This is a genomic window from Nocardioides xinjiangensis (assembly GCF_017916385.1).
Taxonomy (GTDB): domain Bacteria; phylum Actinomycetota; class Actinomycetes; order Propionibacteriales; family Nocardioidaceae; genus Nocardioides; species Nocardioides xinjiangensis.
In genome coordinates this window covers 910,128-933,743 of the sequence record NZ_JAFMSW010000001.1, presented here as the reverse complement: position 1 = coordinate 933,743, position 23,616 = coordinate 910,128, and the positions used below count along the sequence as shown (strand labels likewise).

The window sequence follows — 23,616 nt, the reverse complement described above, 5'->3', positions numbered from 1 at the left end:
CCGGGTGGTCGGGCGCTGACCTGCTGCGGTCAGCGCCTGACCACCCGGACCACGCAGTCCCAGGCCGTACGACGCACCTCTCCGCCGTGGCCGTCGTCCGCGGTGACCTGACGGGCGACGCGCTCGGCGCGCACCACCTCGACGTCGAGGCCGGCCAGGTCGGCCACGACGTCCTCGGCCGTCATCAGCACGGCCGGGTCCCGGGGGCCACCGGTGCCCTCCGTGAGGTTCGTCGCGTCGTGCGCCACGAGCAGCAGCGTCCCGCCGATGCGCAGGCTCTCGACCGCACCCCGGACAGCCCGGCGCCGCTCGTCGGCCGGCAGCTGCAGGTACGCGACCACCACCAGGTCCACCGGCGCGGACGGGCGCCAGGTCGTCGCGTCGGCGCAGACCCACGTGACGTCCGGCGCCGCCGGCCCGAGGTCGGCCGCGAGCCGGGCGCCCTTGTCGAGGGCGACCTGGGAGAAGTCGACGGCGGTGGCGGACCAGCCGCGGCTCGCCAGCCAGATCGCGTTGCGACCCTCCCCGGCCCCCAGGTCGACCGCCGTGCCGGGTGTGAGGTCCGCGAGCTCGGCGGCCACGAGCTGGTTGGGCTCGCGCGACCAGACCAGGTCGCTCGCGGCGTACCGCTCGTCCCATGCGCGTGCGTCCATGCGCCCAGCCTAGGACGGCGCTCGAGGCCCGGCGCTCGCTCGCCCCGGCGACTCGGCAGCGTGTTCGAAAAGAGTTCTCCACAGATGCGTTCGGGCAGGTCAGGTTGTCGGTGGGGTCTGGGAGACTGGACGCATGTCCACCACCACCCCGGCTGCTGTTGATCGGCCCTCGAGCCGTGCGGTGCTGGATCGTGCGGTGGCCGCGGTGGAGTTGCGGCGGCGGGCCGACGTGGAGGTGCTGGAGGCGGCGTTGGCGTGGGCGCACGCCCACGTGCTGGCACCGGACACCGATGACGACCTGGTCGCGGGGTGGCGGCCGGACACGGTCCCGGCGGTGGGGAGCGCTGCGGGGTTGTTCGGGGAGCGGGCGCTGCCGGTCGCAGGTGCGGGCACACCGCGGGTGGCGGAGTTCGCGGTGATGGAGCTGGCGGCGGTGCTGGGGGTGTCGCACGAGGCGGCGTTGGCGCTGGTGGGTGACGTGCTCGACCTGGCCCACCGGCTGCCGCGGCTGTGGGCGCTGACCCGTGGGCTGCGGGTGCCGGTGCGGCTGGCGCGGGAGGCGGCGCGGGTCTCGCGCGACCTGGACGTGGTGGCGGCGGGGCATGCGGACCGGCTGCTGGTGTGGCAGCCGCGGCGGTTGAACCCGCACCGCATCGCGGTGCTGGTCCACGAGGCGCGGTTGTACGCCGACCCGGACCGGGCGGTCGCCGACCACGACCACGCGTTGGCGGCACGGCGCGTCGAGGTGCACCACGACGACGGCGCCCCGGGCACGTCGGCGGTGTTCATGACGCTCGACACCGCCGATGCGGTCGCGTTCGACCACACCGTGACCACGATGGCCGCCACGATGCGCTCCCTGGGCCACCCCGGCGCGCTCGGGGTGCGCCGCGCGCACGCGGTCGGGGTGCTCGCCGACCCGCAGAAGGCACTCGACCTCCTGAGCGCCGCGGACGTCGCGGACCCCGACCGCGCCGTGGATCCTGACACCGACCCGGCGCTGTGCGTCGCCGAGGAGGCGGCCTACGAACCCGCCACCCCGTTCCGACGCCCCACCACCAGCGGCAGCGGCGGCGGAGACAGTCAGGGCAGCGAGCGGGGCGAGGTGCGGCTGGTCGTGCACGTCACCGACCGCGACCTCCTCGACCACCAAAGCATGGGCACGGGGATGGGCACGGGGGTGGGCACAGTCAGCCGTGGTGTGGCGCGGTGTGACCGGCTCGGCCCGATGCTCCTGGACCGGCTGCGGTCGTGGCTGCTCACCGCCGGACAGGTCACCGTCACCCCGGTGCTGGACCTCGACCCGCACACCACCGCCGTCCCCGCGGTGGACCGCCACGACCCACCCCCACGCATGGCCGAAGCGGTCCGGCTGCGCGACGATACCTGCGTCTACCCCCACTGCGGCCGCCCGTCGCAGCGCTGCGACCTCGACCACATCACCGCCTACGTCCCCCTCGACGACGGCGGACCACCGGGCCAGACCCGCCCCGACAACCTGGCACCGCTGTGCCGGCGTCACCACCGCGCCAAGACCTTCGCCGACTTCACCTACCACCGCCAGCCCGACGGCTCCTATCACTGGACCTTGCCGTCCGGACGCACCGTCACCACCGACCCACCCCACCGACGACCCCAACCGCCCCGCTGAGCCCGACACCCACCCCGTGATCGGGCCACCGGCACGCCCGGTCGAGCGCAGCCCGGTCGCGGTTCGGGCGCCGTCGGCGTCCGAGGCCCTCAGCTTCGAGGTACAAGCCCGCGGGGGAGTCGCTTCGGCGCCGAGGCCATGGCTGTGGGACGACAGCCGGACGACACATCGGACGCCACACCGATTCGACGGGCGCGCGCTGTCGCCGCCCGCGGGCGGGGAGCGGCCCGGTGAGCGATCAGCCGCTCAGGGACATCACGACGGCGGTAGCCAGAGTGCACGCCGGCACCCGCGCGGCGCGACGACCGGCGCCCGGGCGCATGCAGGCCGCTCCCGCGGGTAACCGGTCGGGCATCCGACGACCCGAGAGGACCGACATGACCCAGGACGGCTCCGAGCAGCTCGGCAGGCTCGACGACGACCAGGAGGCGGCCGAGCCGTCGTCCACCTCCGAGTGGGCGGCCGCGCGCGGCGAGTACGACCCGGCCGAGGGATCGCCGGCCGGAGGCCACCCGACCGGCGAGGACTTCCCCGACGAGGCGGTGCGCTACGACGATCCCGAGGAACGGCGCCGGTCCGAGACGGCCGACGGCGAGGACCTGGAGGACTGAGGCGGGGGAGGCGGGGTCGCCCAGCGGGCTAGCGCCGCACCCACGCTCCGGCCCGCATCACGCGGACGACCTCGAGCGCGTCGTCGAGCACCACGAGGTCAGCCCGCCGACCGGCCTCCAGCGCGCCGACGTCGGCCAGGCCCCAGGCGGCGGCCGGGGCCGTGCTCGCCGCGTGCACGACGTCCAGCAGCGGCAGGCCGGCGGTGCGGACGGCGAAGCGCACGGCCGCGTCCATGGTGAGCGTCGAGCCCGCGATCGCGCCCGTGCCGCCCTCGGATGCGAGCCGGGCCACGCCCTCGCGCACCTCGATCGCCATGGGCCCGAGGCGGTAGTCGCCGTCCGGAGCGCCGGCGGCGGCCATGGCGTCGGTGACGAGTATGCAGCGCCCCGGCTTGGCGGCGAAGACCGTGCGCAGCACGGCGGGGTGCAGGTGGACGCCGTCGGCGATCAGCTCGACGTCGACCGGGGCGTCCAGCAGCGCGCCCACCGGGCCGGGGTCGCGGTGGTGCAGCGGGCGCATGGCGTTGAAGAGGTGGGTGCCGAGGCGGGCGCCGGCGTCGAGGGCCGCGCGGGTCTCGGCGTACGTCGCGTCGGTGTGCCCGACGGCGACGACCACGCCCGCGGCCTCGAGACGGCGTACGGCGTCGACCCCGCCGGGCAGCTCGGGCGCGAGGGTCACCATCCGCACGGCGCCGTCCCCGGCCGCGAGCAGCGACTCGATCGCCCCGGGCTCGGGGTCGGCCAGGGAGCCGGGCTGGTGGGCGCCCGAGCGCTGCGGGCTCAGCCACGGTCCTTCGAGGTGGATGCCCGCGAGCCGGCCGTCGTCGACGAGGGGGGCGAGCTCGCGCAGGGCGGCCGCCATCCGGGCGGGCGTGTCGGTCACCAGGCTGGCCGCCATCGACGTGGTGCCGTGACGAAGATGGGTGTCGGCCACCACCTCGGCCGCGTCGGCCTTCCCCGAGTCGAACGACGCGCCCCCGCCGCCGTGGACGTGGAGGTCGATGAAGCCGGGGGAGACGGTGACGTCACCGAGGTCGACGTCGGAGGCGCGCGGCGGAGCCCCCTCGCCCACCTCGACGATCCGCTCGCCGCGGAGGTGCAGCCACCCCGGCGCGAGGATCCGCGCCGGGGTGACCACCTGTGCTGCCGAGACGATCACGTCAGGCGTTGTCCTGCTGGAGGACCGACCCGTCAGTGGCGGCGTCGTCGTCCTCGCGACCCGGCGTCTTGAGGTTCCACTTGCGGATCACGAACCGGAAGAGGAAGTAGTAGACGACCGCGTAGCCGAGCCCGATCGGGATGATCCACAGCGGCTTGGTCGCGATGCCGAAGTTGAGGACGTAGTCGAACAGGCCCGCGGAGAAGCCGAATCCGTCCTTGATGCCGAGGGCGTTGACCAGCGCCAGCGAGGTGCCGGTCAGCAGGGCGTGGATGACGTACAGCGGGAACGCCACGAACATGAACGCGAACTCCAGCGGCTCCGTGACGCCGGTGAGGAACGCGGTCAGCGCCGCCGACAGCATGATGCCGCCGACGAGCTTCTTGTTCTGCGGCTTGGCCTCGTGCCAGATCGCGATGGCGGCGGCCGGGAGCGCGAACATCATGATCGGGAAGAAGCCGGTCATGAAGGCGCCGGCGGTCGGGTCGCCGGCGAGGAAGCGCGCGATGTCGCCGTGGTAGGTCTCACCGCCCGAGGTGTACTCGCCGAAGATGAACCACGGCGGGTTGTTGAGGATGTGGTGCAGGCCGAGGGGGATCAGCAGGCGGTTGATGGTGCCGTAGACGAAGCCGCCGAGGACGGCGTTGTCGGTCACCCACTCGCCGAGAGAGGTGATGCCGGCGTCGAAGGCCGGGTAGACGAAGCTCATCAGCACCGAGATCACGAGCATCGCGAAGGCGGTGAGGATCGGCACGAACCGGCGGCCGCCGAAGAACGCGAGGTAGGGCGGCAGCGAGATGCGGTGGTAGCGCTGCCACAGCCAGGCGCTGACGAGGCCGGAGACGATGCCGCCGAGCACGCCGTAGTTGATCAGCTCGTCACCCTCGAGGATGACCGGGGACATCGCGTCGCCGACGCCCCGGAACACCAGGTAGCCGACCACGGCGGCGAGGGCGGTCGAGCCGTCGGACTTCCGGGCCATGCCGATGGCGATGCCGACGGCGAAGAGCAGCGGCAGGTTGGCGAACAGCGCGTTGCCCGCCGCCCCGATGACGGCAGCCACGTCGACCCAGCCGAGGCCGTCCTCGCCGAGGAGGTCCGCCTGCCCCAGGCGCAGCAGCAGCGCTGCCACGGGGAGGGCGGCGATCGGGAGCATGAGGCTGCGCCCGAACTTCTGCACCGGCGCGAGGTTGAGCCTGCGCTTCTGTGTTTCGGTGCCGCCCGCGGCGGCGTCCTGGGTGGTCATGAGGATCGTTTCCTTCCGATCGTGCTGGTTCTTCCTGTGGTGCCCTGCTGGGCGCCGAGGTTCATGTGGACCTGGTAGCGGTCGCCGCGGTAGCGCGAGACGACGTACTCGACCGGTCGCCCGGCCGCGCTCGAGACGCGGCGGAAGACGAGGAGCGGGGTGTGCACCGGCGCCTCGAGGCGGCGCGCCGTCGCGCCCTCGGCCGCCTCTCCCCAGAGGGTCTGCTCGGCGGCGTCGATGGCGAGGCCGTAGCGGTTCGCGAACAGCGTGTAGAGCGACCCCGCGAGGTCCTCGGTGTCGAGGTCGGGGAGCAGCGCCCGCGGGTACCACCCCTGCTCGATCGCCATCGGCTGCCCGTCGGCGAGCCGGACCCGGTCGATGCGCCACGCGGTGCCGCGCGCGCCGAGGTGAAGGGCGCGCACGACCTCGGCCGGTGGCCGCTCCTCGTCGACCAGCATCAGCCGGGTCGACGGGGTCAGCCCGCGCCGGCGCATGTCCTCGGAGAACGACGCCAGGTGCAGGCGGCTCTCCACGCGCGGCCGGGCGACGAAGGTGCCCTTCCCCTGGATGCGGTGCAGGAGGCCCCCGGCGACGAGGCTGTCGATGGCCTTGCGGACGGTGGCCCGGGAGACGTCGTACGTCGTCATCAGCTCGCGCTCGGACGGGATGGCGGTGTCGGGTCCGAGCTCGTGGGTCGCGAGCTCGGCCAGCGCGTCGCTCAGCTGCGCGTGCTTGGGCCGAGGGCCGTCGTCGATCCGGCGGGCCATGTCGTCCTCTCGACGTCTGCGGGATCCATTGGTACGGTCTGGTACGTACCAGTGGGGAGCATGGCTCCCGCCCCTCGACCTTGTCAAGGACGACCTCATGACCGACCCGGACCGCACCGCCGCCGGCAGCCCCACCCGGATGGCGTCGGAGATCGCCGAGCAGCCGGCCGCGGCGCGGCGCACGATCGAGCACCTCGTGCCCGAGCAGCCGCGCCTGCGCGAGCTCGCCGAGGGGCGGCGCCGCGTGCTGCTCGTCGCGCGGGGGTCGAGCGACAACGCCGCGATCTACGGTCGCTACCTGCTCGAGGTCGCGGCCGGTGTGCCCGCCGCGCTCGCCGCGCCGAGCGTCGCCACCCACTACCGCGCGCGGCTCGACCTGTCCGACACGGTGGTCGTGTCGGTGTCCCAGTCGGGGGCCACCGCGGAGATCGTGGAGACCCAGGAGTGGGCGCGGGAGTGCGGCGCCGCCACGGTCGCGGTGACCAACGTGGCGGGCTCGCCGCTCGCCGAGGCCGCGGACGTCGCCCTGGTCACGCAGGCCGGTCCGGAGGTCGCCGTGCCGGCGACCAAGACCTACCTGGCCCAGCTCGTGGCGCTCGCCGTCCTCGCGGACGCGCTGGGAGCGCGACCGTCGCTGGCCCGAGACCTCGAGCGGGTGCCGGACGCCGTCGCCGGGCTCCTCGACGCCGACGTCTCCGCCGCCGCCGAGGCGCTCGCCGGGGCCGACCGGGTCGTCGTGTCCGGGCGCGGCCTCCTGCTCGGCACCGCGCTGGAGACCGCGCTGAAGATGGAGGAGACGTGCCTGCGCCCGGTGCGCGGATACTCCTACGCCGACCTGCGCCACGGTCCGATCTCGGTCGTGAGCGAGGGCCTGCTCGCGGTGCTCGTCGGCTCCGCGCACGGCCCTCTCGCCGAGCCGATGGCCGACCTCGTCCGCGACCTGCAGGGCCGCGGGGCGCGGGTGCTCGGCATCGGCGGCACGACGACGTTCGCCGGCCTGTGCGACCTCCACATCGCCGGTCCCGACCTGCCCGAGACGGTCGAGCCGCTTGCGTCCATCGTCCCGTCGCAGATGATGATCGAGCAGATGGCCCGACGCCTGGGCCTCGACCCCGACAACCCCCGCGGGCTCAACAAGGTCACCCAGACCGACACCGCCCGCTGACGCCCACTGAAAGGTCACCGACATGAGCAGCAAGGCAGCGCAGATCCTCGCCGGCCTCGGCGGCGCCGACAACGTCGTCGAGATCGAGGCGTGCATCACCCGGCTCCGCACCGAGGTCAAGGACGGGTCCCTCGTGGACCAGGCCGCCCTCAAGGCCGCCGGCGCCCACGGCGTGATGGCGAGCGGCACGGTCGTGCAGGTCGTCGTCGGCCCCGAGGCCGACAACCTGGCCGACGACATCGAGGACCTGATGTGACCTCCCTCGAGGTGCTCGCCCCCTGCCCGGGTCGCGTCATGGCGATGACCGACGTGCCCGACCCGGTCTTCGCCGAGGAGATGGTCGGCCCCGGGGTCGCCATCGACCCCGACGCGGGACCCACGACCGTCGTCGCGCCGATCGCCGGCACGGTCCTCAAGGTCCTCCCGCACGCGTTCGTCGTCCTGGGCGAAGGCGTCGGGGTGCTGGTGCACCTCGGCATCAACACCGTCCGCCTCGAGGGCGAGGGCTTCGAGGTGCTCGCCACCCAGGGGAGCGAGGTCGCCGCGGGCGACCCGATGATCACGTGGGACCCGTCCACCCTCCCCTCGACGGCCGCCGGCCTCGACGTGTCGCCCGTGGTGCCCGTCGTGCTGATGGACGCCGAGAAGGGGTCGGTCGCCAGCGACGTCCTGGGCGAGCAGGTGGCCGCGGGCGACCTGCTGTTCGCGACTCCATGACGGGTCGCCAGCCGGACGTCTCGGCCTTCCTGCTCGACCTCGACGGCACGCTCGTCGACTCCGAGCCGCTGCACCGGGCGGCCTACGAGGCGTGGTTCGCCCACCGCGGCTGGGAGCTCCCCGACCTCGCGATCTTCACCGGTCGGCGCGCCGAGGACGTCTTCGCCGTCGAGCCGGGCCCCTGGTCGGGCCTCGACCCCCTCGAGCTCGCGCGCGAGGTGATCCCCTTCATCCCCGACGACCCGCCGACACCCGTGCCCGGCGCCCACGACCTGTTGGTGGGCGCCCGCGCCGCCGGCGTACCGCTGGCGATCGTCACCTCCGCCGGTCCTCCGTGGGTCGAGCGCTCGCTGGAGGCCATGTCGCTCACCCTCGAGAGCGTCGACCTCGTGGTCACCGCCCGCGACGTGGCCGACGGCAAGCCGCACCCGGCCGGCTACGCCCTCGCTTGCGAGCGGCTCGGCGTCGACCCGGCGGCCGCGGTGGCGGCCGAGGACTCGCCCGCGGGTGTGCGGGCGGCGCTCGGCGCCGGCGTACGGCGGGTGGTGGGCGTCGCGACGACGCACCCCGCCGACCGGCTCGAGGCGGCCGGCGCGGTCGAGGTCGTCGAGGACCTGCGGCCGCTGCTCGACCTGGTGAGCGTGGACGGCGAGCCGTCACCCCGCGTGCCGTAGGGGACGTCTGTCGGTCCGCGTCGCCAGACTGGGCGCATGCGGACTCGGGGGCGCAGCTGGGCGGTCACGACGGTGGCCCGGAGACAGGTGGTGCAGGAGCCCCGCCGCTTCTACGACGGCGGCACGCTCGCGACGTCCGACGGTCCCGGTGAGCCGCCCGACCCGGGCGCCGACCCGCGCATCGTGCTCGAGCGGCACTCGGAGGAGGGCGTCGAGACCTTCGCGCTGGCGCGGCGTCTGGCCTACCTCGACCGCCACCTCGGCGAGCTGCTCGTCCCCTCGCGGGCCGACTTCCGCACCGACCTGACCTCGGTGCCGGCGCTCTTCACCTGGCTGGTGCCCAAGACCGGTGCCCACCTCCCCGCGGCACTCCTGCACGACGCGCTCGTGGCCGGTCGCCACGACCCGCCGGCGTACGTCTCCACCGACGGCCACGACGTCGACCGGGTCGAGGCGGACCGCGTCTTCCGCGACGCCATGGCCGACACGGGCACCGGGGTGGTCCGGCGCTGGATCGTGTGGACCGCGGTCACGGTGGCGACGATCTTCGTCGGGCGTGCGGTGCCGTGGTCGCGGGTCAGGCACTGGTCCTACCGCGTGGCGGCCGCCGCGACCATCGCGTCGATCGTCTACCTCGGCTACAGCGCGACGAGCGACCTCGTCGACCGGTCGTGGGCCGGTGCGGCGCAGCTGCCGTGGATGGGGGACCGGCCCTGGTGGGCCGAGCTGCTCGGCGGGCTCTGCGGGGCCGTCGTGGTGCCCATGGCGCTCAGCCTGCTGTGGGGGCGGCTGCGGATGGCGGGCGCGATCGCGGGCGTGGCGCTCGCGGTGCTGCTGCACGTCACCCTCGGGCTGGCGGTCGTCGCCGCGGCCTACCTGGCGCTCGAGGCGCTGGCGCGCCGCGCGCCCGGGCTCGCCTGGTCCCTGGCCGCCGTGGTCGTCGCGGGGGCGCTCGCCGGCTTCGCGCGGCTGAGCCTCGGCTGAGGGGCTCAGCGCAGCGAGTAGGTCGCCAGCGAGACGCCGACGTAGTGGGCGGCGAACGCCAGCACGGTGAGGGAGTGGAACACCTCGTGGAAGCCGAACCAGAGTGGTGAGGGGTTGGGACGCTTGAGGCCGTAGATCACGCCGCCGACGGTGTAGAGCACGCCCCCCACCGCGACGAGCACCAGCGTGGCGATGGCGATGCCCGTGCTGAAGCGGTCGGCACCCTCCATGAAGTGCGGGATGAAGAACACCGCGGCCCAGCCGAGCGCGAGGTACATCGGCGTGTAGAGCCAGCGCGGTGCGTCGGTCCAGAAGACGCGGAACACCACCCCGGCGACGGCCGCCCCCCACACCACCGAGAGCAGGGTCGTGCGTGCCGTGCCCTCCAGGAAGAGCAGGGCGTACGGCGTGTAGGTGCCGGCGATGAGCACGAAGATGTTGGCGTGGTCGAAGCGCCGGAGGAACGCCCATGTGCGCGGCGACCAGGTGCCGCGGTGGTAGATGGCGGACACGGTGAAGACGAGCAGGGCGGAGAGGGCGAAGGCGGTCGAGCCGATGCGCGTGGAGGCGGTCGGGGAGAGGGCGACGAGCACGACGCCCGCGACCGCGGCGACCGGTGCGGTGCCGGCGTGCAGCCAGCCGCGCAGCCTGGGCTTCACCTCGGCCATCTTGTCGGCCATCTTGTCGGCCATCAGGCCCCCGGCACGCTCGACGGCGTCCTCGACGCGGTCGCGAGAGGTCATGCCCTGGTCTCCATGGTCCGAAAATAGCCAACGGCAGGTGACGCCCGCACGCCCCGTCCCCCGTTCGGGCGAGCGCTCGGCTGGCACGGCGTTACGATCGCCGGGTGGTGAGGCTCAAGGACGCGGTGCGACGGGTGCTCTACCCCGCCTACGAGTCGCGGGTCGTGAAGTTCCTGCCGCACGACCGCATCCCGCAGCACGTCGGCGTGATGCTCGACGGCAACCGGCGCTGGGCCAAGGCCGTCGGCCTCGACACCGCCGGCGGCTACCAGGCCGGCGCCGACAACATCCGCCCGCTGCTCGGCTGGTGCGAGGAGGTCGGGGTCGAGGTCGTCACGCTGTGGCTGCTGTCCAGCGACAACCTCACCAACCGCCCGCCCGAGCAGCTCACCGGGCTGCTGAAGATCATCGAGGGGGCCGTCGAGTCCCTGGCCGAAGCCGGTCGCTGGCGGATCCACCCCGTCGGCGCGCTCGACCTGCTGCCCACCGAGACCGCCGAGCGGCTCAAGGCGGCGGCCGAGGCGACCCGCGACATCGACGGCCTGCTGGTCAACGTGGCCGTCGGCTACGGCGGGCGGCGCGAGATCGCCGACGCGGTGCGCGCGCTGCTCGCCGACCACGCCGGCAAGGGCACCTCGCTGGAGGAGCTCGCCGACCTCATCGACGTCGAGCACATCGCCGAGCATCTCTACACCAAGGGCCAGCCCGACCCCGACCTGGTGATCCGCACGTCGGGGGAGCAGCGTCTCGGCGGCTTCCTGCTGTGGCAGTCGGCCAACTCGGAGTTCTACTTCTGCGAGGCGCTCTGGCCCGACTTCCGGCGCGTGGACTTCCTGCGCGCGATCCGGGCGTACGCCGCGCGCGAGCGCCGCTTCGGCGGCTGACCCCGCGCCCCGGGATCGGTCGCGCAGGACGTCACCTCCTCGTCACCTCGCGTTCGGGCGTGTCGCGGGTGCACGTGCCTCGGACGGGCGTACGTTCGCGACATCGGCCGGTGGGGAAGCCAGCCGAACCGGGAGGCACACCTTGGGCACTCAGATGGGAGCTCTCCGGTCCGTTGAATGACATCGGGCCGGGCGAGGAGTGCGCGCGCCGACCCGCAGCTAGGGGTTAGTCGTGGCCAGCAAGACCTCATCGCCCAGCTCCGCCTCCGGCACTCCCGCCGGCACCGCCGAGCCCGACGCGGGTCGTAGGACGTACGTCCTCGACACCAGCGTCCTCCTCGCCGACCCGGGCGCGATCAAGCGCTTCGCCGAGCACGAGGTCGTGCTCCCCGTCGTGGTGATCACCGAGCTCGAGGGCAAGCGCAACCATCCGGAGCTCGGCTTCTTCGCGCGCTCGGCGCTGCGCGCGCTCGACGAGCTGCGGGTCGTCCACGGCCGTCTCGACGAGCCGGTCGCCGTGGGCACGGAGGGCGGCACCCTCCGCGTCGAGCTCAACCACACCGACGCCGAGTCGCTGCCGTCGGGCTTCCGCCTCGGCGACAACGACACCCGCATCCTCGCCGTGGCCCGCAACCTCGCCGACGAGGGGTTCGCCGTCACCCTCGTCAGCAAGGACCTGCCGCTGCGGATCAAGGCCTCGGCCGTCGGCCTCGACGCGGAGGAGTACCGCGCCGAGACGGTCAGCAGCTCCGACACCGGCTACACCGGGATGACGGAGCTGGAGGTGCCGGCCACCGACCTCGACGAGCTCTACGAGGACGGCGTCATCGACCTCGCCGACGCCCGCGACCTGCCCTGCCACAACGGACTCGTGCTGCTCTCCGACCGCGGCACCGCCCTGGGTCGCGTGGGCGCGGACAAGCGGGTCCACCTGGTCCGCGGCGACCGTGACGCCTTCGGCATCCACGGCCGATCGGCCGAGCAGCGGGTGGCGCTGGAGATGCTGCTCGACCCCGAGGTCGGCATCGTCTCGCTCGGGGGCCGCGCCGGTACCGGCAAGTCCGCCATGGCGCTGTGCGCCGGCCTCGAGGCCGTCATGGAGCGCCGGCAGCACAAGAAGGTCGTGGTGTTCCGCCCGCTCTTCGCCGTCGGCGGCCAGGAGCTCGGCTACCTGCCCGGCTCGGAGAACGAGAAGATGTCGCCCTGGGCCCAGGCCGTCTTCGACACCCTCGGTGCCCTGGTCTCCCGCGACGTCGTCGACGAGGTGATGGACCGCGGCATGCTCGAGGTGCTGCCGCTGACCCACATCCGCGGACGCTCGCTGCACGACGCCTTCGTGATCGTCGACGAGGCCCAGTCGCTGGAGCGCAACGTGCTGCTCACGGTGCTGTCCCGCATCGGCGCGAACTCCAAGGTGGTGCTCACCCACGACGTCGCCCAGCGCGACAACCTCCGGGTCGGCCGACACGACGGCATCGTCGCCGTCGTCGAGAAGCTCAAGGGCCACCCGCTCTTCGCCCACGTCACGCTCACCCGTTCGGAGCGCTCGCCGATCGCGGCCCTGGTGACCGAGATGCTGGAGGACGTCACGCTCTGAGCCGCTGAGTCCCGCTGCGCTCCAGCGGCTGTGCGACGTGCCGTCGCGCGAGGAAGGGTTTCCCGAGTCGGCGCGGTGATCCTCGGCACGCCGTGTCGGCGCGCTGGGGTGCGCGGGGCCATCGGGACTGATGGGACCGATGTGACCAAAGGGATGAGGGGAATCATCGCGTTCGGTTTGCAGGCCCCGGTCGGCTCAGGCATGGTGGCTCGTGACCGTTTCGTGACCTCGGTCGCCGGCAGGACCCGGGCCCTCCCTCGCCCGTCCAGCCCGGCCGTGGACCTCCGCGGTCGCGCGCCCGTGCACGCACGGCGCGCCCACCCCCGCCCCCGACCCCCTCGCGAGCACTGTGTCGAAGCCCCAGTACGTCCCGAAGCACCGCGCCCCCGGCAAGCACAAGGCGGTCCGTGCCCGTCGCCGAGCCCTGCGCACGGGTGTCGCGCTCACCGGCCTGGCGGCCGCCGTGACCGGTGTGAGCGTCACCGGAGGCGTCCTCGGGAGCGACCCCGACGTGCTGTCAACCGCCTCGGCCGACGTGGCGACAGCCGCGTCCGGGACGAGCGGCGAGGTGGGCACCGGCGCGGCGACGGAGGGCACCGACCGGTCCTCGCAGCAGGGCGCCACGAGCGCGACCGGGCTCGAGCGGCGCGCCGGCCGCCAGGTCGCGTCCCGCTCGGCGCGGCGCACCGACGCCGTCAAGGCGACTGCGCTCGAGATGTCGGGCGGGTCGGCGGTGACCCGGTCGGAGCGGCTGTCCGAGGGCGACCCCCGCGACATCGCCCGCGCGCTGCTGCCGCTCTACGGCTTCTCGTCCGACCAGTTCTCCTGCCTCGACTCGCTGTACGTCAGTGAGTCCGACTGGCGCGTCGACGCGGACAATCCGACCTCGTCGGCGTACGGCATCCCGCAGGCGCTGACCCAGCTGCACGACCTCCCGGCGGACTACATGACCTCGGCCGAGTCGCAGATCCGCTGGGGCCTGGAGTACATCCGCGACACCTACGGCAGCCCCTGCAGCGCGTGGAGCTTCAAGCAGGCCAACAACTGGTACTGACAACCTTCCGGGCCGACGCCTCGTCATACGGGTTCGTCGACGTCAAGGGGAACCATGAGGAACGTCAGTCTGACCGCCACCGCGTTGCTGTCCGCAGCATTGCTCGCGCCGGTGGGCACGGCCACCGCAGCGGCCGAGACATGTCAGGGGCAGGCGGCGACCATCGTCGGGACGCCCGGGGGTCAGATCACCGGAACGGAGGGCGCGGACGTCATCGTCACGAACGGCGCGATGCGTGTTGACGCGCTCGGCGGCGATGACAGGGTGTGCGCGACCGGCGAGGACCCCACGTTCGGCAGGAGCGTCTTCGCCATCCTCGGGGCGGGGGCCGACACGTTCATCGACCCCCGCGGCGGACAGCACGTGATCTACGCGGGCACCGATGACGGCCCCGACAACGTGGTCGCGCCTGACAGCACCGACACCGGGGCCGACGTCATCCGCTCCAGCGGTTACAGCCTCGTCAGATCCGGCATGGCCGGCCAGCCGAACGCCGACATCATCGACCTCGCCTCCGGCGAAGTCAGTTGGAGCGGCATCCAGACGGCGCCAGGCGCGGTGTCCGTGGGCACGGGCGGCATCTTGGGCGTTCGATCCGCCAACGGCGACGTCACCATGGACGCCAGCGGCACCGTGATCGGCGCGGACACGGCGCTCACCTGGACGGCCCGGTTCGACAGGTTGGTGTTCACCACGTCGGCCGAGCGTGGGCGGTTCACGTTCCGCGGCACCGGTGGCACCGAGCGCGTCAGAGTCGACGCGCCGATGACGTTCGACCGCGACATCGCGCTCGGCGGCGGGAAGGACTCCTATGAGTCGAACAGCCTGGGAGGGAAGTCGACGCGGATCAAGGGCGACGGCGGGCGCAACCAACTGCTGCTCGAGCTCGGCAGCCAAAGCCGGGTGCGCGCCGACCTGAGCCGTTCCCGGGTGACGGCCACCAAGGCGGGCGTCACGGATGCGATCCGCGTGCGCGGCTTCGATGACCTCATCGTGACCGCGAAGCGCGCCGACGTCATCGGCACCGACCGCGCGAACGAGATCGGCGTCATCGCGTGCCGGACGTCGGTCAACGGCAAGAAGGGCCGGGACTACCTCTACGTCGACTCCAAATACAACGGCCTCGGCTCGTGGGTCACGCCGCGGTGCGCCAACTACACGTCCACGATCTACGGCGGCCCTGGCAACGACGGCCTCGCTGGGAGCGGCATCGGCGACGACCGTCTCATCGGCGGCCCGGGCAAGGACAGCGTGAGCGGGGGGTGGGCCGGGCGCGACGTGTGCCAGGGCGAGAGGGTCCGGAACTGCGAGAAGCGCATCTGACTGCGCGTCGAGCGCGTCTCGCGTGCCCTGCAGTGGGTCAGGTGGGAGCCGGGCCGTCCCCTTCCCCGGGGCGGCCCGGCGTCCCGTCCGGGCTCTCCCAAGCCCACGCGCTGCCGCGTTGATCGCGCGGATCTGCCGATGACTGTAAGGGCGGCGGATGCGAGCTCGCCGCCTCGTGCGTCATGCTGGGCGGACTCGATCACGGCGGTTGAAGGGCACCGGCGGAGAGGGAGTCGACATGACCGACCCGATCGCAGACATCATCGGCGACTATCGGGCGTTCGCGGCGCAGCAGCGCGACCGCCTCCTGGCTCGGGACATCGACGTCGCCCCGTACCCGCTCAGCCACCTCGCCTTCCGTGTGCCCGAGTGGGATCAGTACGTCCATGTCCGGACGCTGCTGGAGCGCCACGCGAGCGCGAACGCCGAGAACGTCTGGAACGGCCGGCCGATCTCCCTCCTCGCGCTCACGGAGCCGCTCGAGGTCTTCGACGGCAAGGTGGTGCGGGACATCGAGCTCATCCCCCCAGTCCACCAACGCGTGTACAAGATGGGCCTCGAGCACCTCGGAGTCGTCGTCGGCGATGGCTTCGACGCGTTCGCCCGCGAGCATCGCTCGGCCCTCACCGGCCAGCAGTTCCAGAGCGAGACGGTCGACCCGGTCTATGTCCTCTTCGAGGACTTCACCCATGTGAAGTTCTATCGGTACTCACTGCGTACCGGGATCGAGCACCAAGGCGGCCGGCTCGACGGATTCCAGCACGTCGACGACTGGGTGCCCCAGCGAGTGGTCACAGCGACCGGCCCGAACCCACTGCCGCGATGACGCCCGCCTGAGGAGCCCGTGCTCGAGCCCCTGACATTCCGTCAACACTTCCCGGCTTTCCCGCAGGGTCGTGCCCCCATGCTCCGCCTCACGCCTTGGCAGCAGCCGCGTCTACCGCTTGTCGAGCGGCAACGCTCGCTCAGGCCGCGATCCGCCCGAGCTCATCGCGGCAGATCCGTGCGCTTTGCTCGCGGGCGGTCAGAATCGATCCATGATCAAGTTCTTCCGGCGGGGACAGGGAAGCGGGCGTCAGTCACGTCGGCGCCCGGTCGAAGATCAGATCCGGGCCATTCTCGGATGGAACACGTTCAGGTGGGCCGTCGACCAGTTGCCCGCGGGCGTCGTGATCGACGACGTCACGTTCGGAGACCTGGTGTCGGTCACGCGAGAGGACGTCTTGCAGTGGGTTGAGGAGCACGGCTTCGAGTCCACCGCCGTTCGCGACGATCGATATGACGGTCAGGAGTCCCTCTACCTACTGCCGGAACGGGGTGCCTGGGTTGTCTTCTACTCCGAGAGAGGCAATTGAAACTTCGAGCACCGCTTTGACAACGAGACAGATGCTCGAGAGTGGGTCGTGGACCACCTCTACGACTCCGCGCGCACATCGCTGAATCACCGCTGGTGGCATGCCCACCCTGAGTCGCGGCCAGCAAGCATCGCCGCCATGCCCTGAGCGGATCTCGGCAGATCCGGACGTTCGAGCCGAGGTCTCCAGTGCGCGTCACCGCATCGGCCAAGACATGGACCTGTGAACGGCCGGTCACACGTCCCGGCTCAGCCGGCCGCCGGCACCTCGGTGACCATCACGCAGTTCTTCAGCCCCTTGGGCCGGTCGTAGGCGAAGCCGAGGCGCTCGTAGAGCTGGCGGGTGCCGTTGTAGAGGAACGACGACGACATCTTCTTCGTCTGGTGGGTCAGGTCGTGGGGGTAGGCCTCGACCACGCCGCCACCGGCCCGCGCGATGAGATCGAGCGCGCCGCGGATGGCCACCTCGGTGAGCCCTCGTCGACGGTGGCGCCTGTCGACGAACACGCAGGTGATCCGCCAGTCGGGGTCGCGCACCTTCTCCGCGTCGTACTGCTTGCGGTGGTGGATGGTGGGCAGCTCCACCGGGGTGCCGTACTGCGCCCAGGCGACGGCCTCGTCGCCGTCGAGGACCAACGCGGCGTGGGCCTCTCCCCGCTCCACGTAGGAGCGCTTCAGGGCGCGGTTGGCCTCGGCTCCCTGCCCACGCTCGGGACCATCGGGGTGGAACCAGATGCACCAGCAGCCGCCGAAGATCCCGTTGTGCCGCTGCACGAGCGCGTCGAAGGCCGGCCAGGTGTCGACCGTCAGCGGCCGCACGTACGTCGTCCCAGTGCCCATGCCGCGACCGTACGCCGGTCACCGGACGATCGGCGTCCGGATCCGCCGCCGGACCCGGGTCCGCAGGCGGGTGCCGGTCAGCGCCCCGTCATCGAGTCCACGTCGAGCGCCGCGTCGAGCTGCTCCTCGGTGAGCTCGCCGCGCTCGACGAACCCCATCGCGATGACGGTCTCGCGGATCGTCGCCCCCTCGGCGAGCGCCTGCTTGGCGACCTTGGCGGCCGCCTCGTAGCCGATGTGGGCGTTGAGCGGGGTGACCACCGACGGGGAGGACTCGGCGTAGCGGCGCATCCGGTCGGCGTCGGCGGTGATGCCGTCCACGCAGCGCTCGGCGAGCACCACGCTCGAGGTGGACAGCACGTGGATCGACTCGAGCAGCGCCTGCGCCATCACGGGCATCATCACGTTGAGCTCGAAGTTGCCCGCCGCGCCGGCCCACGCGATGGTCGCGTCGTTGCCGACGACCCGCGCGCAGACCATCAGCGTGGCCTCGGGCAGCACCGGGTTGACCTTGCCCGGCATGATGCTCGACCCCGGCTGCAGGTCGGGCAGGTGGATCTCCGCCAGCCCGGTGGTCGGGCCGGACGACATCCAGCGCAGGTCGTTGCAGATCTTGGTGAGACCGACGGCGATGGTGCGCAGCACCCCGGAGAGCTCGACGAGCGAGTCGCGGGTGCCCTGGGCCTCGAAGTGGTTGCGCGCCTCGGTGAACGGCTGGCCGGTCCGCTCCGACAGGGCGGCGATCGCCCGCTCGGCGAAGGCGGCCGGGGTGTTGATCCCGGTGCCGACGGCGGTGCCGCCGAGCGGGAGCTCGCGGACCCGGGGGAGGACCGACTCGAGCCGCTCGACGCCGAGGCGCAGCGTGGCGGCGTACGCCCCCATCTCCTGCCCGAGCGTGACGGGCGTGGCGTCCATGAGGTGGGTGCGACCGGACTTCACGGTGCTCGCGAACTCCTCGGCCTTGCCCTCGAACGCCGTCGCCAGCCGGTCGAGGGCCGGCAGGAGGTCGTCGACGACGGCGAGCGTCGCGGCGACGTGGATGCTCGTGGGGAAGGTGTCGTTGCTGCTCTGCGAGGCGTTGACGTGGTCGTTGGGGTGGACCTCCACCCCGGCGCGCGCGGCAAGGGTCGCGATGACCTCGTTGGCGTTCATGTTCGAGCTGGTGCCCGAGCCGGTCTGGAAGACGTCGATGGGGAACTCGCCGTCGTGCCTGCCCGCGGCGATGGCGTCCGCGGCGTCCACGATCGCCGCGGCCCGCTCGTGGCTGACCACCCCGAGCGCCGCGTTGGCGGTGGCGGCGGCCGCCTTCACGTGGGCCAGCGCCTGGATGTGGCGCGGCTGCAGCGTCAGGCCGCTGATCGGGAAGTTCTCGATCGCGCGCTGCGTCTGCGCCCGCCACAGGGCGTCGCGAGGCACCTCGACGTCTCCCATGGAGTCGTGCTCGGTGCGGGTCTCGGTCACGGGGCTCGGTGTCGCGTCGCTCATGAGGACGACGGTAGCCGTGACGACGTCGACCGGCACCTGCGGCGTGGCCCCTTGGAGGGCCGCACCCTCGTTGGGGAGCATGGGGAGCATGCGACGACTCCGTCTCGGGATCAGCGTCGGCATGGCTGGAGTCGTGCTGGCTGCCTCCGCCTGCTCCGTCCTCGGCGAGGACGGGGAGCCGCCGTCGGTGGTCGCCGACGACCTCGCCGCCGCGCTGTCGGAGCACTCGCTGGGCGACGTGCCGCTCACCGAGGAGGCCGACCGCAGCGCGTTCGTCGAGCTGGTCGCGCCGCTCGACGAGGTGCCGGTCGAGGTGGAGGTCGCGTCGGTGGAGGAGGTCGAGGCCGGCGACGACCGGCCCGGCTCCGCGACCGCGACGCTGGCGTGGCGCTGGGCCGTGACGACGGACGTCCCGTGGGAGTACCAGACCACCGTGACGCTGGCACCCGACGGCTCCGGCTGGCGGGTCGACTGGGCCCCGGACGCGCTGGCCCCCGACCTCGCCGACGGCGACACCCTCGGGCTGCGCACCCTCGCCCCGCAGCGCGGCGACATCACCGACGCCGACGGCGCCGTCCTGGTGACCGAGCGTCCGGTCCTGCGCTACGGGCTCGACAAGACCAAGGTGGAAGGAGCGCAGGTCGCGCGCAGTGCCCGGCGGATCGCCCGCGTCCTCGACGTCGACCCGGCCTCGTACGTCGAGCGCGCGGAGGCGATGGGGCCGGAGGCCTTCGTCGAGGCGATCGTGCTGCGCGAGGACGACGCGCTCGACGTGCTGCCGGCCTTCAAGGACGTCCCCGGGGCGCTCGCGGTGCGCGACACGCTGCCGCTCGCCCCGACGCGGGAGTTCGCCGCCGCCCTGCTCGGGCGGGTGGGGCCCGCCACCGCAGAGGTCGTCGAGGAGTCCGAGGGCCGGGTCGTCGCGGGCGACGAGGTGGGCCTGTCCGGGCTCCAGGCCCGCTACGACGAGCAGCTGCGCGGCACGGCCGGCACCGCTGTGGTGGCGCGCGACGCCGACGACCGGCTGCGCAGTCTCTTCGAGGTCGCGCCGACCGACGGCGCCGACCTGGCGACCACGCTCGACCCCGTCCTGCAGCAGAAGGCCGAGGACGCCCTCGCCACGCTGGGCGACGGCGCCCCGGCCGCGGCCCTCGTCGCGATCCGGCCCTCCGACGGCGCCGTCCTGGCCAGCGCCAACGGCGCAGGGGCGGCCGGCGCAGACCTCGCCTCGACCGGGCAGTACGCGCCCGGCTCCACCTTCAAGGTCGTGACCGCGCTCGCGCTGCTGCGCAGCGGGCTGCGCGTCGACGACGTGGTCTCGTGCCCGGCCACCACCGTCGTGGACGGGCGGTCGTTCAAGAACTACGACGACTACCCGGCGTCCGCGCTCGGCGACATCACCTTCACCCAGGCGATCGCCCAGTCGTGCAACACGGCGCTCATCGACAACGTCGACCGGCTCGCCGACGGCGACCTCGCGGCCGCGGCGCAGGCGCTCGGCCTCGGCACCGACCACGACCTCGGGTTCCCGGTGTACTTCGGCCAGGTGCCGCCACCGGCGACCGAGACCGGCGCCGCCGCCGACATGATCGGTCAGGGCACGGTCTTGGCCAGCCCGTTCGCGATGGCTACCGTCGCCGCGTCGGTCGCGGCCGGCCGGGCGGTGCTCCCGGTGCTCCTGTCGGAGCACGAGGTGGAGCAGGTGCCGCCCCGGGTGCCGCTGACCGGGGCCGAGGCGGGCACCCTGCGCGGGCTGATGCGGGCGGTCGTGACCACCGGGTCGGGTCGCTTCCTCCAGGACGTGCCCGGCGAGGTCGGCGCCAAGACCGGGACGGCGGAGCACGGCGAGCCGGACGCCTCGGCGAACCTGCCGACGCACGCCTGGATGATCGCCACCCGCGGCGACCTCGCCGTCGCCGTGTTCGTCGCGACGGGCGTCTCGGGCTCGCAGACCGCCGGCCCCGTGCTGGAGGAGTTCCTCCGCTGAGCCCTCAGCGGCGCGCGAGGTAGAGGTGGTACTTCTCCGGGCGGTCCTGCAGCAGCACGTCGTGGGCCTGCTCCTCGGCCGCGCCGAAAGCCGCGCGCAGGGCCTCGAGCAGGTCGGGCGCCGGGTTCGCCGACCACACCACCAGCACGCCGCCGGGGCTCAGCAGGTCGTGGCAGCGACGCAGGAACTCCTCCTCGTAGACCGCCTCGTTGGCCTCGTGCACCAGGTAGCCGGGGCCGTTGTCGACGTCGAGCAGCACCAGGTCGTACGTCGAGCGCGCCTCGGCGATCGCCATCGCGATGTCGGCGTTGACGACCGTCGCGCGGGTGTCCGCCAGGACGGCCGGGCCGTGGGGCACCGTGCCGTCGCGCATCCACTGGATCAGCGGCTCCTCGATCTCCACCACGACCGCCCGCTCGACGCGCGGGTCGGCGAGCACGCGCTGCAGCGTGAAACCGAGGCCGAGCCCACCGATGAGCACCGAGCGCGGCTGCTCCACCAGGTCCAGCGCCTGCGCCGCGAGCTCGATCTCGCTGGTGGTCTCCAGGGTGTCCATCACGAAGACGCCGTTGACCCGCAGCTCGAGGACGTCGGGGGCCGTGTCGGACGTGCGCCGCCGCAGCACCACGTCCCCCCGCTCGGTCTCCGCCCGCGCCACCTCCACGTAGTCCACGGCACCATCCTGCCAAGGACGGCGCCCGCGACGCCGGCACGCCACCGCCGGAGCGGCGCGGCGCGGCGCCCGCCACGCGCCATGCTTCGCGAAATGGCTGCCGCTGGGCGGGACGGGCGTCTACGTTGGAAGGCGTGTACACCGTTGGTCGGGCGGCGGAGCTCACCGGCGTGCCCACCGGGACGCTCCGCAAGTGGGAGCAGCGCTACGGCGTCGTGGTCCCGCAGCGCTCGTCGGGCAACTACCGCCTGTACGACGACGAGGCCGTGCGCCGGCTGAGCGTCATGCGCAGCCTGGTCGACGCGGGGTGGACCGCCCAGGAGGCCGCCCGGCACGTCACCGAGGACGTCGCCGCGGCAGAGGCCCGACTGAGCCGACCGGAGGTGCCGGCCTTCGAGGAGCGCTTCGCGGCCCTGGTCGAGTGTGCGCAGGACTTCGACGTGCCCCGGCTCGAGCGGCTGCTCGCCGAGGGCTTCGCCGACAACGACGTCGTCTCGGTCGTCGACGACTGGGTGATGCCCTCCATGGTGCACCTGGGGACGGCGTGGCAGCGCGGGCTGGTCTCGGTTGCCGGGGAGCACTTCGTCACCGCCACCGTGCACCGCCGGCTGGCGCACGCCTTCCAGTCCCTGCAGCCGGCGCCGAGCGGCGGCCCGCGCGTCGTCGTGGGGCTCGCCCGGGGCGCGCGCCACGAGCTGGGCGTGCTCGCCTTCGCCCTCGTGCTGCGGTCCCGCGGGGTCGCCGTCACCTACCTCGGGGGCGACCTGCCGCTCGAGGCCTGGGTGGGCGCCGTACGCCTGATCGACCCGCAGGCGGCCGTCCTCGCCGTGCCGACGGTCGAGGACCTGCCAGCGGTCCGCGAGGCCGTGGACGCCCTCATGCCGATGACCAGCGTGCTCCTCGGCGGCGCGCACCAGGACATGGTGGAGGGGCCCGAGCACCTGGGTCACTTCGCCGGCGCGGCCGCGGCCAGGGTGGCCACCCGGCTCGGCGCCGTCAGCTAGCGACCGGAGGTCCCGCCCGGCCCGGCCGGCACGGAGGGACATCGACCCGGGCGGAGCGCCCGAGCCGGCCGCTCGCCTGTCCACAGTTTGTCCACTGTGGTGGACAAGCAACTTCGTCCCCGCGTTTGTACACACTTTGTCCAACGCTGGGTACCCTAGAGAGATGTACACCGCCGGACGCACCGCCCAGCTCACCGGAGTGCCGCGCGAGACCCTGCGAAAGTGGGAGCAGCGCTACGGCGTCGTCGCGCCCGCGCGCTCGGAGGGCAACTACCGCCTCTACGACGACGAGGCGGTGCGCCGCCTGGCGGCGATGCGCGACCTGGTGGACGCGGGCTGGTCGCCGCGGGAGGCCGCACGACGGGTGCTGGCCGAGCCGGTCGCCGGGGTGTTCCCGCGGTCCGGCACCGGCGGCTCGCCGCTGTCGCGGCTCGACGACCTCACCACCTCCGCCGCCGACTTCGACGTCGCCCGGGTCGAGGGCCTGCTCGACAAGGCCTTCGCCGAGGGCGACCTCGCCGTGACGGTCGACGAGTGGCTGCTGCCGTCCCTCGTCCGGCTCGGCGACGCCTGGCAGCGCGGTGCCGTCAGCGTGGCGGGGGAGCACTTCGTCAGCGCGGCCGTCCTGCGCCGTCTGGCCCAGGCGTTCCACCAGCTGCCGCACGCCCCGCCGGACGCCCCGCGGGTCGTGGTGGGCCTCGCGCGGGGGTCGCGCCACGAGCTGGGCGTGCTGGCCTTCGCGCTCGTGCTGCGCAGCCGTGGCGTGAACGTCACCTACCTCGGGGCGGACCTGCCCGTGGAGTCCTGGGTGGAGACCGTGCGCACGCTGCAGCCCGCGGCCGTGGTGCTCAGCGTGCCGACCGTCGAGGACCTCCCGGCGGTCCGCGAGGCGGTCGAGGCGATCTCGGCCCACGCGCCCGTCCTCCTCGGCGGCGCCCAGCAGGGCCGCGTGCAGGGAGGCGAGCCGCTCGGTCACCGGATCGGGGAGGCGGCGGCCACCCTCGCCGCGCGGGTCACCGACCGCCGCTGAGCCCCGCCTCCGCTAC

Annotated in this window: 24 protein-coding genes; 16 read left to right on the top strand and 8 right to left on the bottom strand. The window is 73.1% G+C overall.

Translation table 11 applies throughout. The features are described 5' to 3' along the window. Window positions 1–29: 29 nt before the first annotated feature. Window positions 30–653, bottom strand: coding sequence for an SAM-dependent methyltransferase (locus J3P32_RS04460; RefSeq protein WP_210438635.1), 624 nt, complete (start codon window positions 651–653; stop codon window positions 30–32). A gap of 133 nt (window positions 654–786) precedes the next feature. Here J3P32_RS04460 and J3P32_RS04455 point away from each other — a divergent pair, with 133 nt between their 5' ends. Both J3P32_RS04455 and J3P32_RS04450 read left to right on the top strand, forming a co-directional pair. Beyond that, a complete protein-coding gene (locus J3P32_RS04455; RefSeq protein WP_210438634.1) occupies window positions 787–2,304 on the top strand; it encodes an HNH endonuclease signature motif containing protein in 1,518 nt (505 codons plus the stop codon). 377 nt (window positions 2,305–2,681) lie between these two features. Then, window positions 2,682–2,915: a hypothetical protein gene (locus J3P32_RS04450; protein WP_210438633.1), complete on the top strand. Its 234-nt coding sequence runs from the start codon at window positions 2,682–2,684 to the stop codon at window positions 2,913–2,915. A gap of 28 nt (window positions 2,916–2,943) precedes the next feature. Here the strand turns inward: J3P32_RS04450 and nagA are convergent, their stop codons facing one another. Genes nagA through J3P32_RS04435 form a run of 3 tightly spaced genes read right to left on the bottom strand, consistent with a single transcriptional unit; the run spans window position 2,944 to window position 6,087 of the window. After that, the gene (gene nagA / locus J3P32_RS04445) at window positions 2,944–4,074 is read right to left on the bottom strand and encodes an N-acetylglucosamine-6-phosphate deacetylase (RefSeq protein WP_210438632.1); all 1,131 of its coding nucleotides are present in this window, start codon (window positions 4,072–4,074) and stop codon (window positions 2,944–2,946) included. A gap of 1 nt (window position 4,075) precedes the next feature. Then, window positions 4,076–5,320, bottom strand: coding sequence for a PTS transporter subunit EIIC (locus J3P32_RS04440; protein ID WP_210438631.1), 1,245 nt, complete (start codon window positions 5,318–5,320; stop codon window positions 4,076–4,078). Then, window positions 5,317–6,087 carry a GntR family transcriptional regulator gene (locus J3P32_RS04435; protein WP_210438630.1) on the bottom strand — a complete coding sequence of 257 codons (771 nt, stop codon included), beginning with the start codon at window positions 6,085–6,087 and terminating at the stop codon, window positions 5,317–5,319. Before J3P32_RS04435 ends, J3P32_RS04440 begins: the two co-directional genes overlap by 4 nt. Window positions 6,088–6,184: 97 nt before the next feature. Here J3P32_RS04435 and J3P32_RS04430 point away from each other — a divergent pair, with 97 nt between their 5' ends. The 5 genes from J3P32_RS04430 to J3P32_RS04410 are packed head-to-tail and all read left to right on the top strand — an operon-like array spanning window position 6,185 to window position 9,627. Beyond that, window positions 6,185–7,252 carry an SIS domain-containing protein gene (locus tag J3P32_RS04430; RefSeq protein ID WP_246849871.1) on the top strand — a complete coding sequence of 356 codons (1,068 nt, stop codon included), beginning with the start codon at window positions 6,185–6,187 and terminating at the stop codon, window positions 7,250–7,252. Window positions 7,253–7,274: 22 nt separating this feature from the next. After that, window positions 7,275–7,508, top strand: a complete 234-nt coding sequence (locus J3P32_RS04425) for a glucose PTS transporter subunit EIIB (protein ID WP_210438629.1) — start codon at window positions 7,275–7,277, stop codon at window positions 7,506–7,508. After that, a complete protein-coding gene (locus J3P32_RS04420; RefSeq protein ID WP_307861579.1) occupies window positions 7,505–7,969 on the top strand; it encodes a PTS sugar transporter subunit IIA in 465 nt (154 codons plus the stop codon). Before J3P32_RS04425 ends, J3P32_RS04420 begins: the two co-directional genes overlap by 4 nt. Beyond that, window positions 7,966–8,643: an HAD family hydrolase gene (locus tag J3P32_RS04415; protein WP_210438628.1), complete on the top strand. Its 678-nt coding sequence runs from the start codon at window positions 7,966–7,968 to the stop codon at window positions 8,641–8,643. The genes J3P32_RS04420 and J3P32_RS04415 overlap by 4 nt, the downstream gene beginning before the upstream one ends. Window positions 8,644–8,679: 36 nt before the next feature. Further along, the gene (locus tag J3P32_RS04410; protein WP_210438627.1) at window positions 8,680–9,627 is read left to right on the top strand and encodes a DUF1353 domain-containing protein; all 948 of its coding nucleotides are present in this window, start codon (window positions 8,680–8,682) and stop codon (window positions 9,625–9,627) included. 5 nt (window positions 9,628–9,632) lie between these two features. On the opposite strand, the gene trhA is transcribed toward J3P32_RS04410, so the two are convergent. Then, window positions 9,633–10,370, bottom strand: a complete 738-nt coding sequence (gene trhA / locus J3P32_RS04405; protein WP_210438626.1) for a PAQR family membrane homeostasis protein TrhA — start codon at window positions 10,368–10,370, stop codon at window positions 9,633–9,635. A 104-nt stretch (window positions 10,371–10,474) separates the two neighbouring features. Between trhA and J3P32_RS04400 the strand changes: the two genes are divergently transcribed. The 6 genes from J3P32_RS04400 (at window position 10,475) to J3P32_RS04375 (ending at window position 16,583) form a co-directional block, all read left to right on the top strand. Next, window positions 10,475–11,254, top strand: coding sequence for an isoprenyl transferase (locus J3P32_RS04400; RefSeq protein WP_210438625.1), 780 nt, complete (start codon window positions 10,475–10,477; stop codon window positions 11,252–11,254). Window positions 11,255–11,486: 232 nt separating this feature from the next. Then, window positions 11,487–12,851 carry a PhoH family protein gene (locus tag J3P32_RS04395; protein WP_210438624.1) on the top strand — a complete coding sequence of 455 codons (1,365 nt, stop codon included), beginning with the start codon at window positions 11,487–11,489 and terminating at the stop codon, window positions 12,849–12,851. A 349-nt stretch (window positions 12,852–13,200) separates the two neighbouring features. Next, window positions 13,201–13,905: an aggregation-promoting factor C-terminal-like domain-containing protein gene (locus tag J3P32_RS04390; protein ID WP_210438623.1), complete on the top strand. Its 705-nt coding sequence runs from the start codon at window positions 13,201–13,203 to the stop codon at window positions 13,903–13,905. A 54-nt stretch (window positions 13,906–13,959) separates the two neighbouring features. Further along, complete coding sequence (locus tag J3P32_RS04385; RefSeq protein ID WP_210438622.1) at window positions 13,960–15,228, top strand: hypothetical protein; 1,269 nt, start codon at window positions 13,960–13,962, stop codon at window positions 15,226–15,228. 238 nt (window positions 15,229–15,466) lie between these two features. Further along, window positions 15,467–16,054: a VOC family protein gene (locus J3P32_RS04380; protein WP_210438621.1), complete on the top strand. Its 588-nt coding sequence runs from the start codon at window positions 15,467–15,469 to the stop codon at window positions 16,052–16,054. 211 nt (window positions 16,055–16,265) lie between these two features. Beyond that, window positions 16,266–16,583 (top strand): hypothetical protein, encoded by a 318-nt coding sequence (locus J3P32_RS04375; protein WP_210438620.1) that lies wholly within the window; start codon window positions 16,266–16,268, stop codon window positions 16,581–16,583. Window positions 16,584–16,831: 248 nt separating this feature from the next. On the opposite strand, the gene J3P32_RS04370 is transcribed toward J3P32_RS04375, so the two are convergent. Together J3P32_RS04370 and J3P32_RS04365 are read right to left on the bottom strand one after the other, a co-directional pair. Beyond that, window positions 16,832–17,422 carry a GNAT family N-acetyltransferase gene (locus tag J3P32_RS04370; protein WP_210438619.1) on the bottom strand — a complete coding sequence of 197 codons (591 nt, stop codon included), beginning with the start codon at window positions 17,420–17,422 and terminating at the stop codon, window positions 16,832–16,834. Window positions 17,423–17,499: 77 nt separating this feature from the next. Then, window positions 17,500–18,906, bottom strand: a complete 1,407-nt coding sequence (locus J3P32_RS04365) for a class II fumarate hydratase (RefSeq protein WP_210438618.1) — start codon at window positions 18,904–18,906, stop codon at window positions 17,500–17,502. 88 nt (window positions 18,907–18,994) lie between these two features. On the opposite strand from J3P32_RS04365, the gene J3P32_RS04360 reads away from it, so the two are divergent. Beyond that, window positions 18,995–20,893: a penicillin-binding transpeptidase domain-containing protein gene (locus J3P32_RS04360; protein ID WP_210438617.1), complete on the top strand. Its 1,899-nt coding sequence runs from the start codon at window positions 18,995–18,997 to the stop codon at window positions 20,891–20,893. 4 nt (window positions 20,894–20,897) lie between these two features. On the opposite strand, the gene J3P32_RS04355 is transcribed toward J3P32_RS04360, so the two are convergent. Next, window positions 20,898–21,566 carry a spermidine synthase gene (locus tag J3P32_RS04355; RefSeq protein WP_210438616.1) on the bottom strand — a complete coding sequence of 223 codons (669 nt, stop codon included), beginning with the start codon at window positions 21,564–21,566 and terminating at the stop codon, window positions 20,898–20,900. A gap of 134 nt (window positions 21,567–21,700) precedes the next feature. On the opposite strand from J3P32_RS04355, the gene J3P32_RS04350 reads away from it, so the two are divergent. Beyond that, window positions 21,701–22,570: a MerR family transcriptional regulator gene (locus J3P32_RS04350; protein WP_210438615.1), complete on the top strand. Its 870-nt coding sequence runs from the start codon at window positions 21,701–21,703 to the stop codon at window positions 22,568–22,570. Window positions 22,571–22,733: 163 nt separating this feature from the next. After that, window positions 22,734–23,600 carry a MerR family transcriptional regulator gene (locus J3P32_RS04345; protein ID WP_210438614.1) on the top strand — a complete coding sequence of 289 codons (867 nt, stop codon included), beginning with the start codon at window positions 22,734–22,736 and terminating at the stop codon, window positions 23,598–23,600. The last annotated feature ends 16 nt before the right edge of the window (window positions 23,601–23,616 follow it).

Excerpts from the sequence above, each read along its gene's own strand:
- J3P32_RS04380 (WP_210438621.1), top strand. The coding sequence starts at position 15,467 with ATGACCGACCCGATCGCAGACATCATCGGCGACTATCGGGCGTTCGCG.
- J3P32_RS04345 (WP_210438614.1), top strand. The coding sequence starts at position 22,734 with ATGTACACCGCCGGACGCACCGCCCAGCTCACCGGAGTGCCGCGCGAG.
- J3P32_RS04460 (WP_210438635.1), bottom strand. The coding sequence starts at position 653 with ATGGACGCACGCGCATGGGACGAGCGGTACGCCGCGAGCGACCTGGTC.
- J3P32_RS04450 (WP_210438633.1), top strand. The coding sequence starts at position 2,682 with ATGACCCAGGACGGCTCCGAGCAGCTCGGCAGGCTCGACGACGACCAG.
- J3P32_RS04430 (WP_246849871.1), top strand. The coding sequence starts at position 6,185 with ATGACCGACCCGGACCGCACCGCCGCCGGCAGCCCCACCCGGATGGCG.
- trhA (WP_210438626.1), bottom strand. The coding sequence starts at position 10,370 with ATGACCTCTCGCGACCGCGTCGAGGACGCCGTCGAGCGTGCCGGGGGC.
- J3P32_RS04440 (WP_210438631.1), bottom strand. The coding sequence starts at position 5,320 with ATGACCACCCAGGACGCCGCCGCGGGCGGCACCGAAACACAGAAGCGC.
- J3P32_RS04455 (WP_210438634.1), top strand. The coding sequence starts at position 787 with ATGTCCACCACCACCCCGGCTGCTGTTGATCGGCCCTCGAGCCGTGCG.
- J3P32_RS04435 (WP_210438630.1), bottom strand. The coding sequence starts at position 6,087 with ATGGCCCGCCGGATCGACGACGGCCCTCGGCCCAAGCACGCGCAGCTG.
- J3P32_RS04365 (WP_210438618.1), bottom strand. The coding sequence starts at position 18,906 with ATGAGCGACGCGACACCGAGCCCCGTGACCGAGACCCGCACCGAGCAC.
- J3P32_RS04415 (WP_210438628.1), top strand. The coding sequence starts at position 7,966 with ATGACGGGTCGCCAGCCGGACGTCTCGGCCTTCCTGCTCGACCTCGAC.
- J3P32_RS04360 (WP_210438617.1), top strand. The coding sequence starts at position 18,995 with ATGCGACGACTCCGTCTCGGGATCAGCGTCGGCATGGCTGGAGTCGTG.
- J3P32_RS04410 (WP_210438627.1), top strand. The coding sequence starts at position 8,680 with ATGCGGACTCGGGGGCGCAGCTGGGCGGTCACGACGGTGGCCCGGAGA.
- J3P32_RS04425 (WP_210438629.1), top strand. The coding sequence starts at position 7,275 with ATGAGCAGCAAGGCAGCGCAGATCCTCGCCGGCCTCGGCGGCGCCGAC.
- J3P32_RS04385 (WP_210438622.1), top strand. The coding sequence starts at position 13,960 with ATGAGGAACGTCAGTCTGACCGCCACCGCGTTGCTGTCCGCAGCATTG.
- J3P32_RS04375 (WP_210438620.1), top strand. The coding sequence starts at position 16,266 with ATGATCAAGTTCTTCCGGCGGGGACAGGGAAGCGGGCGTCAGTCACGT.
- J3P32_RS04370 (WP_210438619.1), bottom strand. The coding sequence starts at position 17,422 with ATGGGCACTGGGACGACGTACGTGCGGCCGCTGACGGTCGACACCTGG.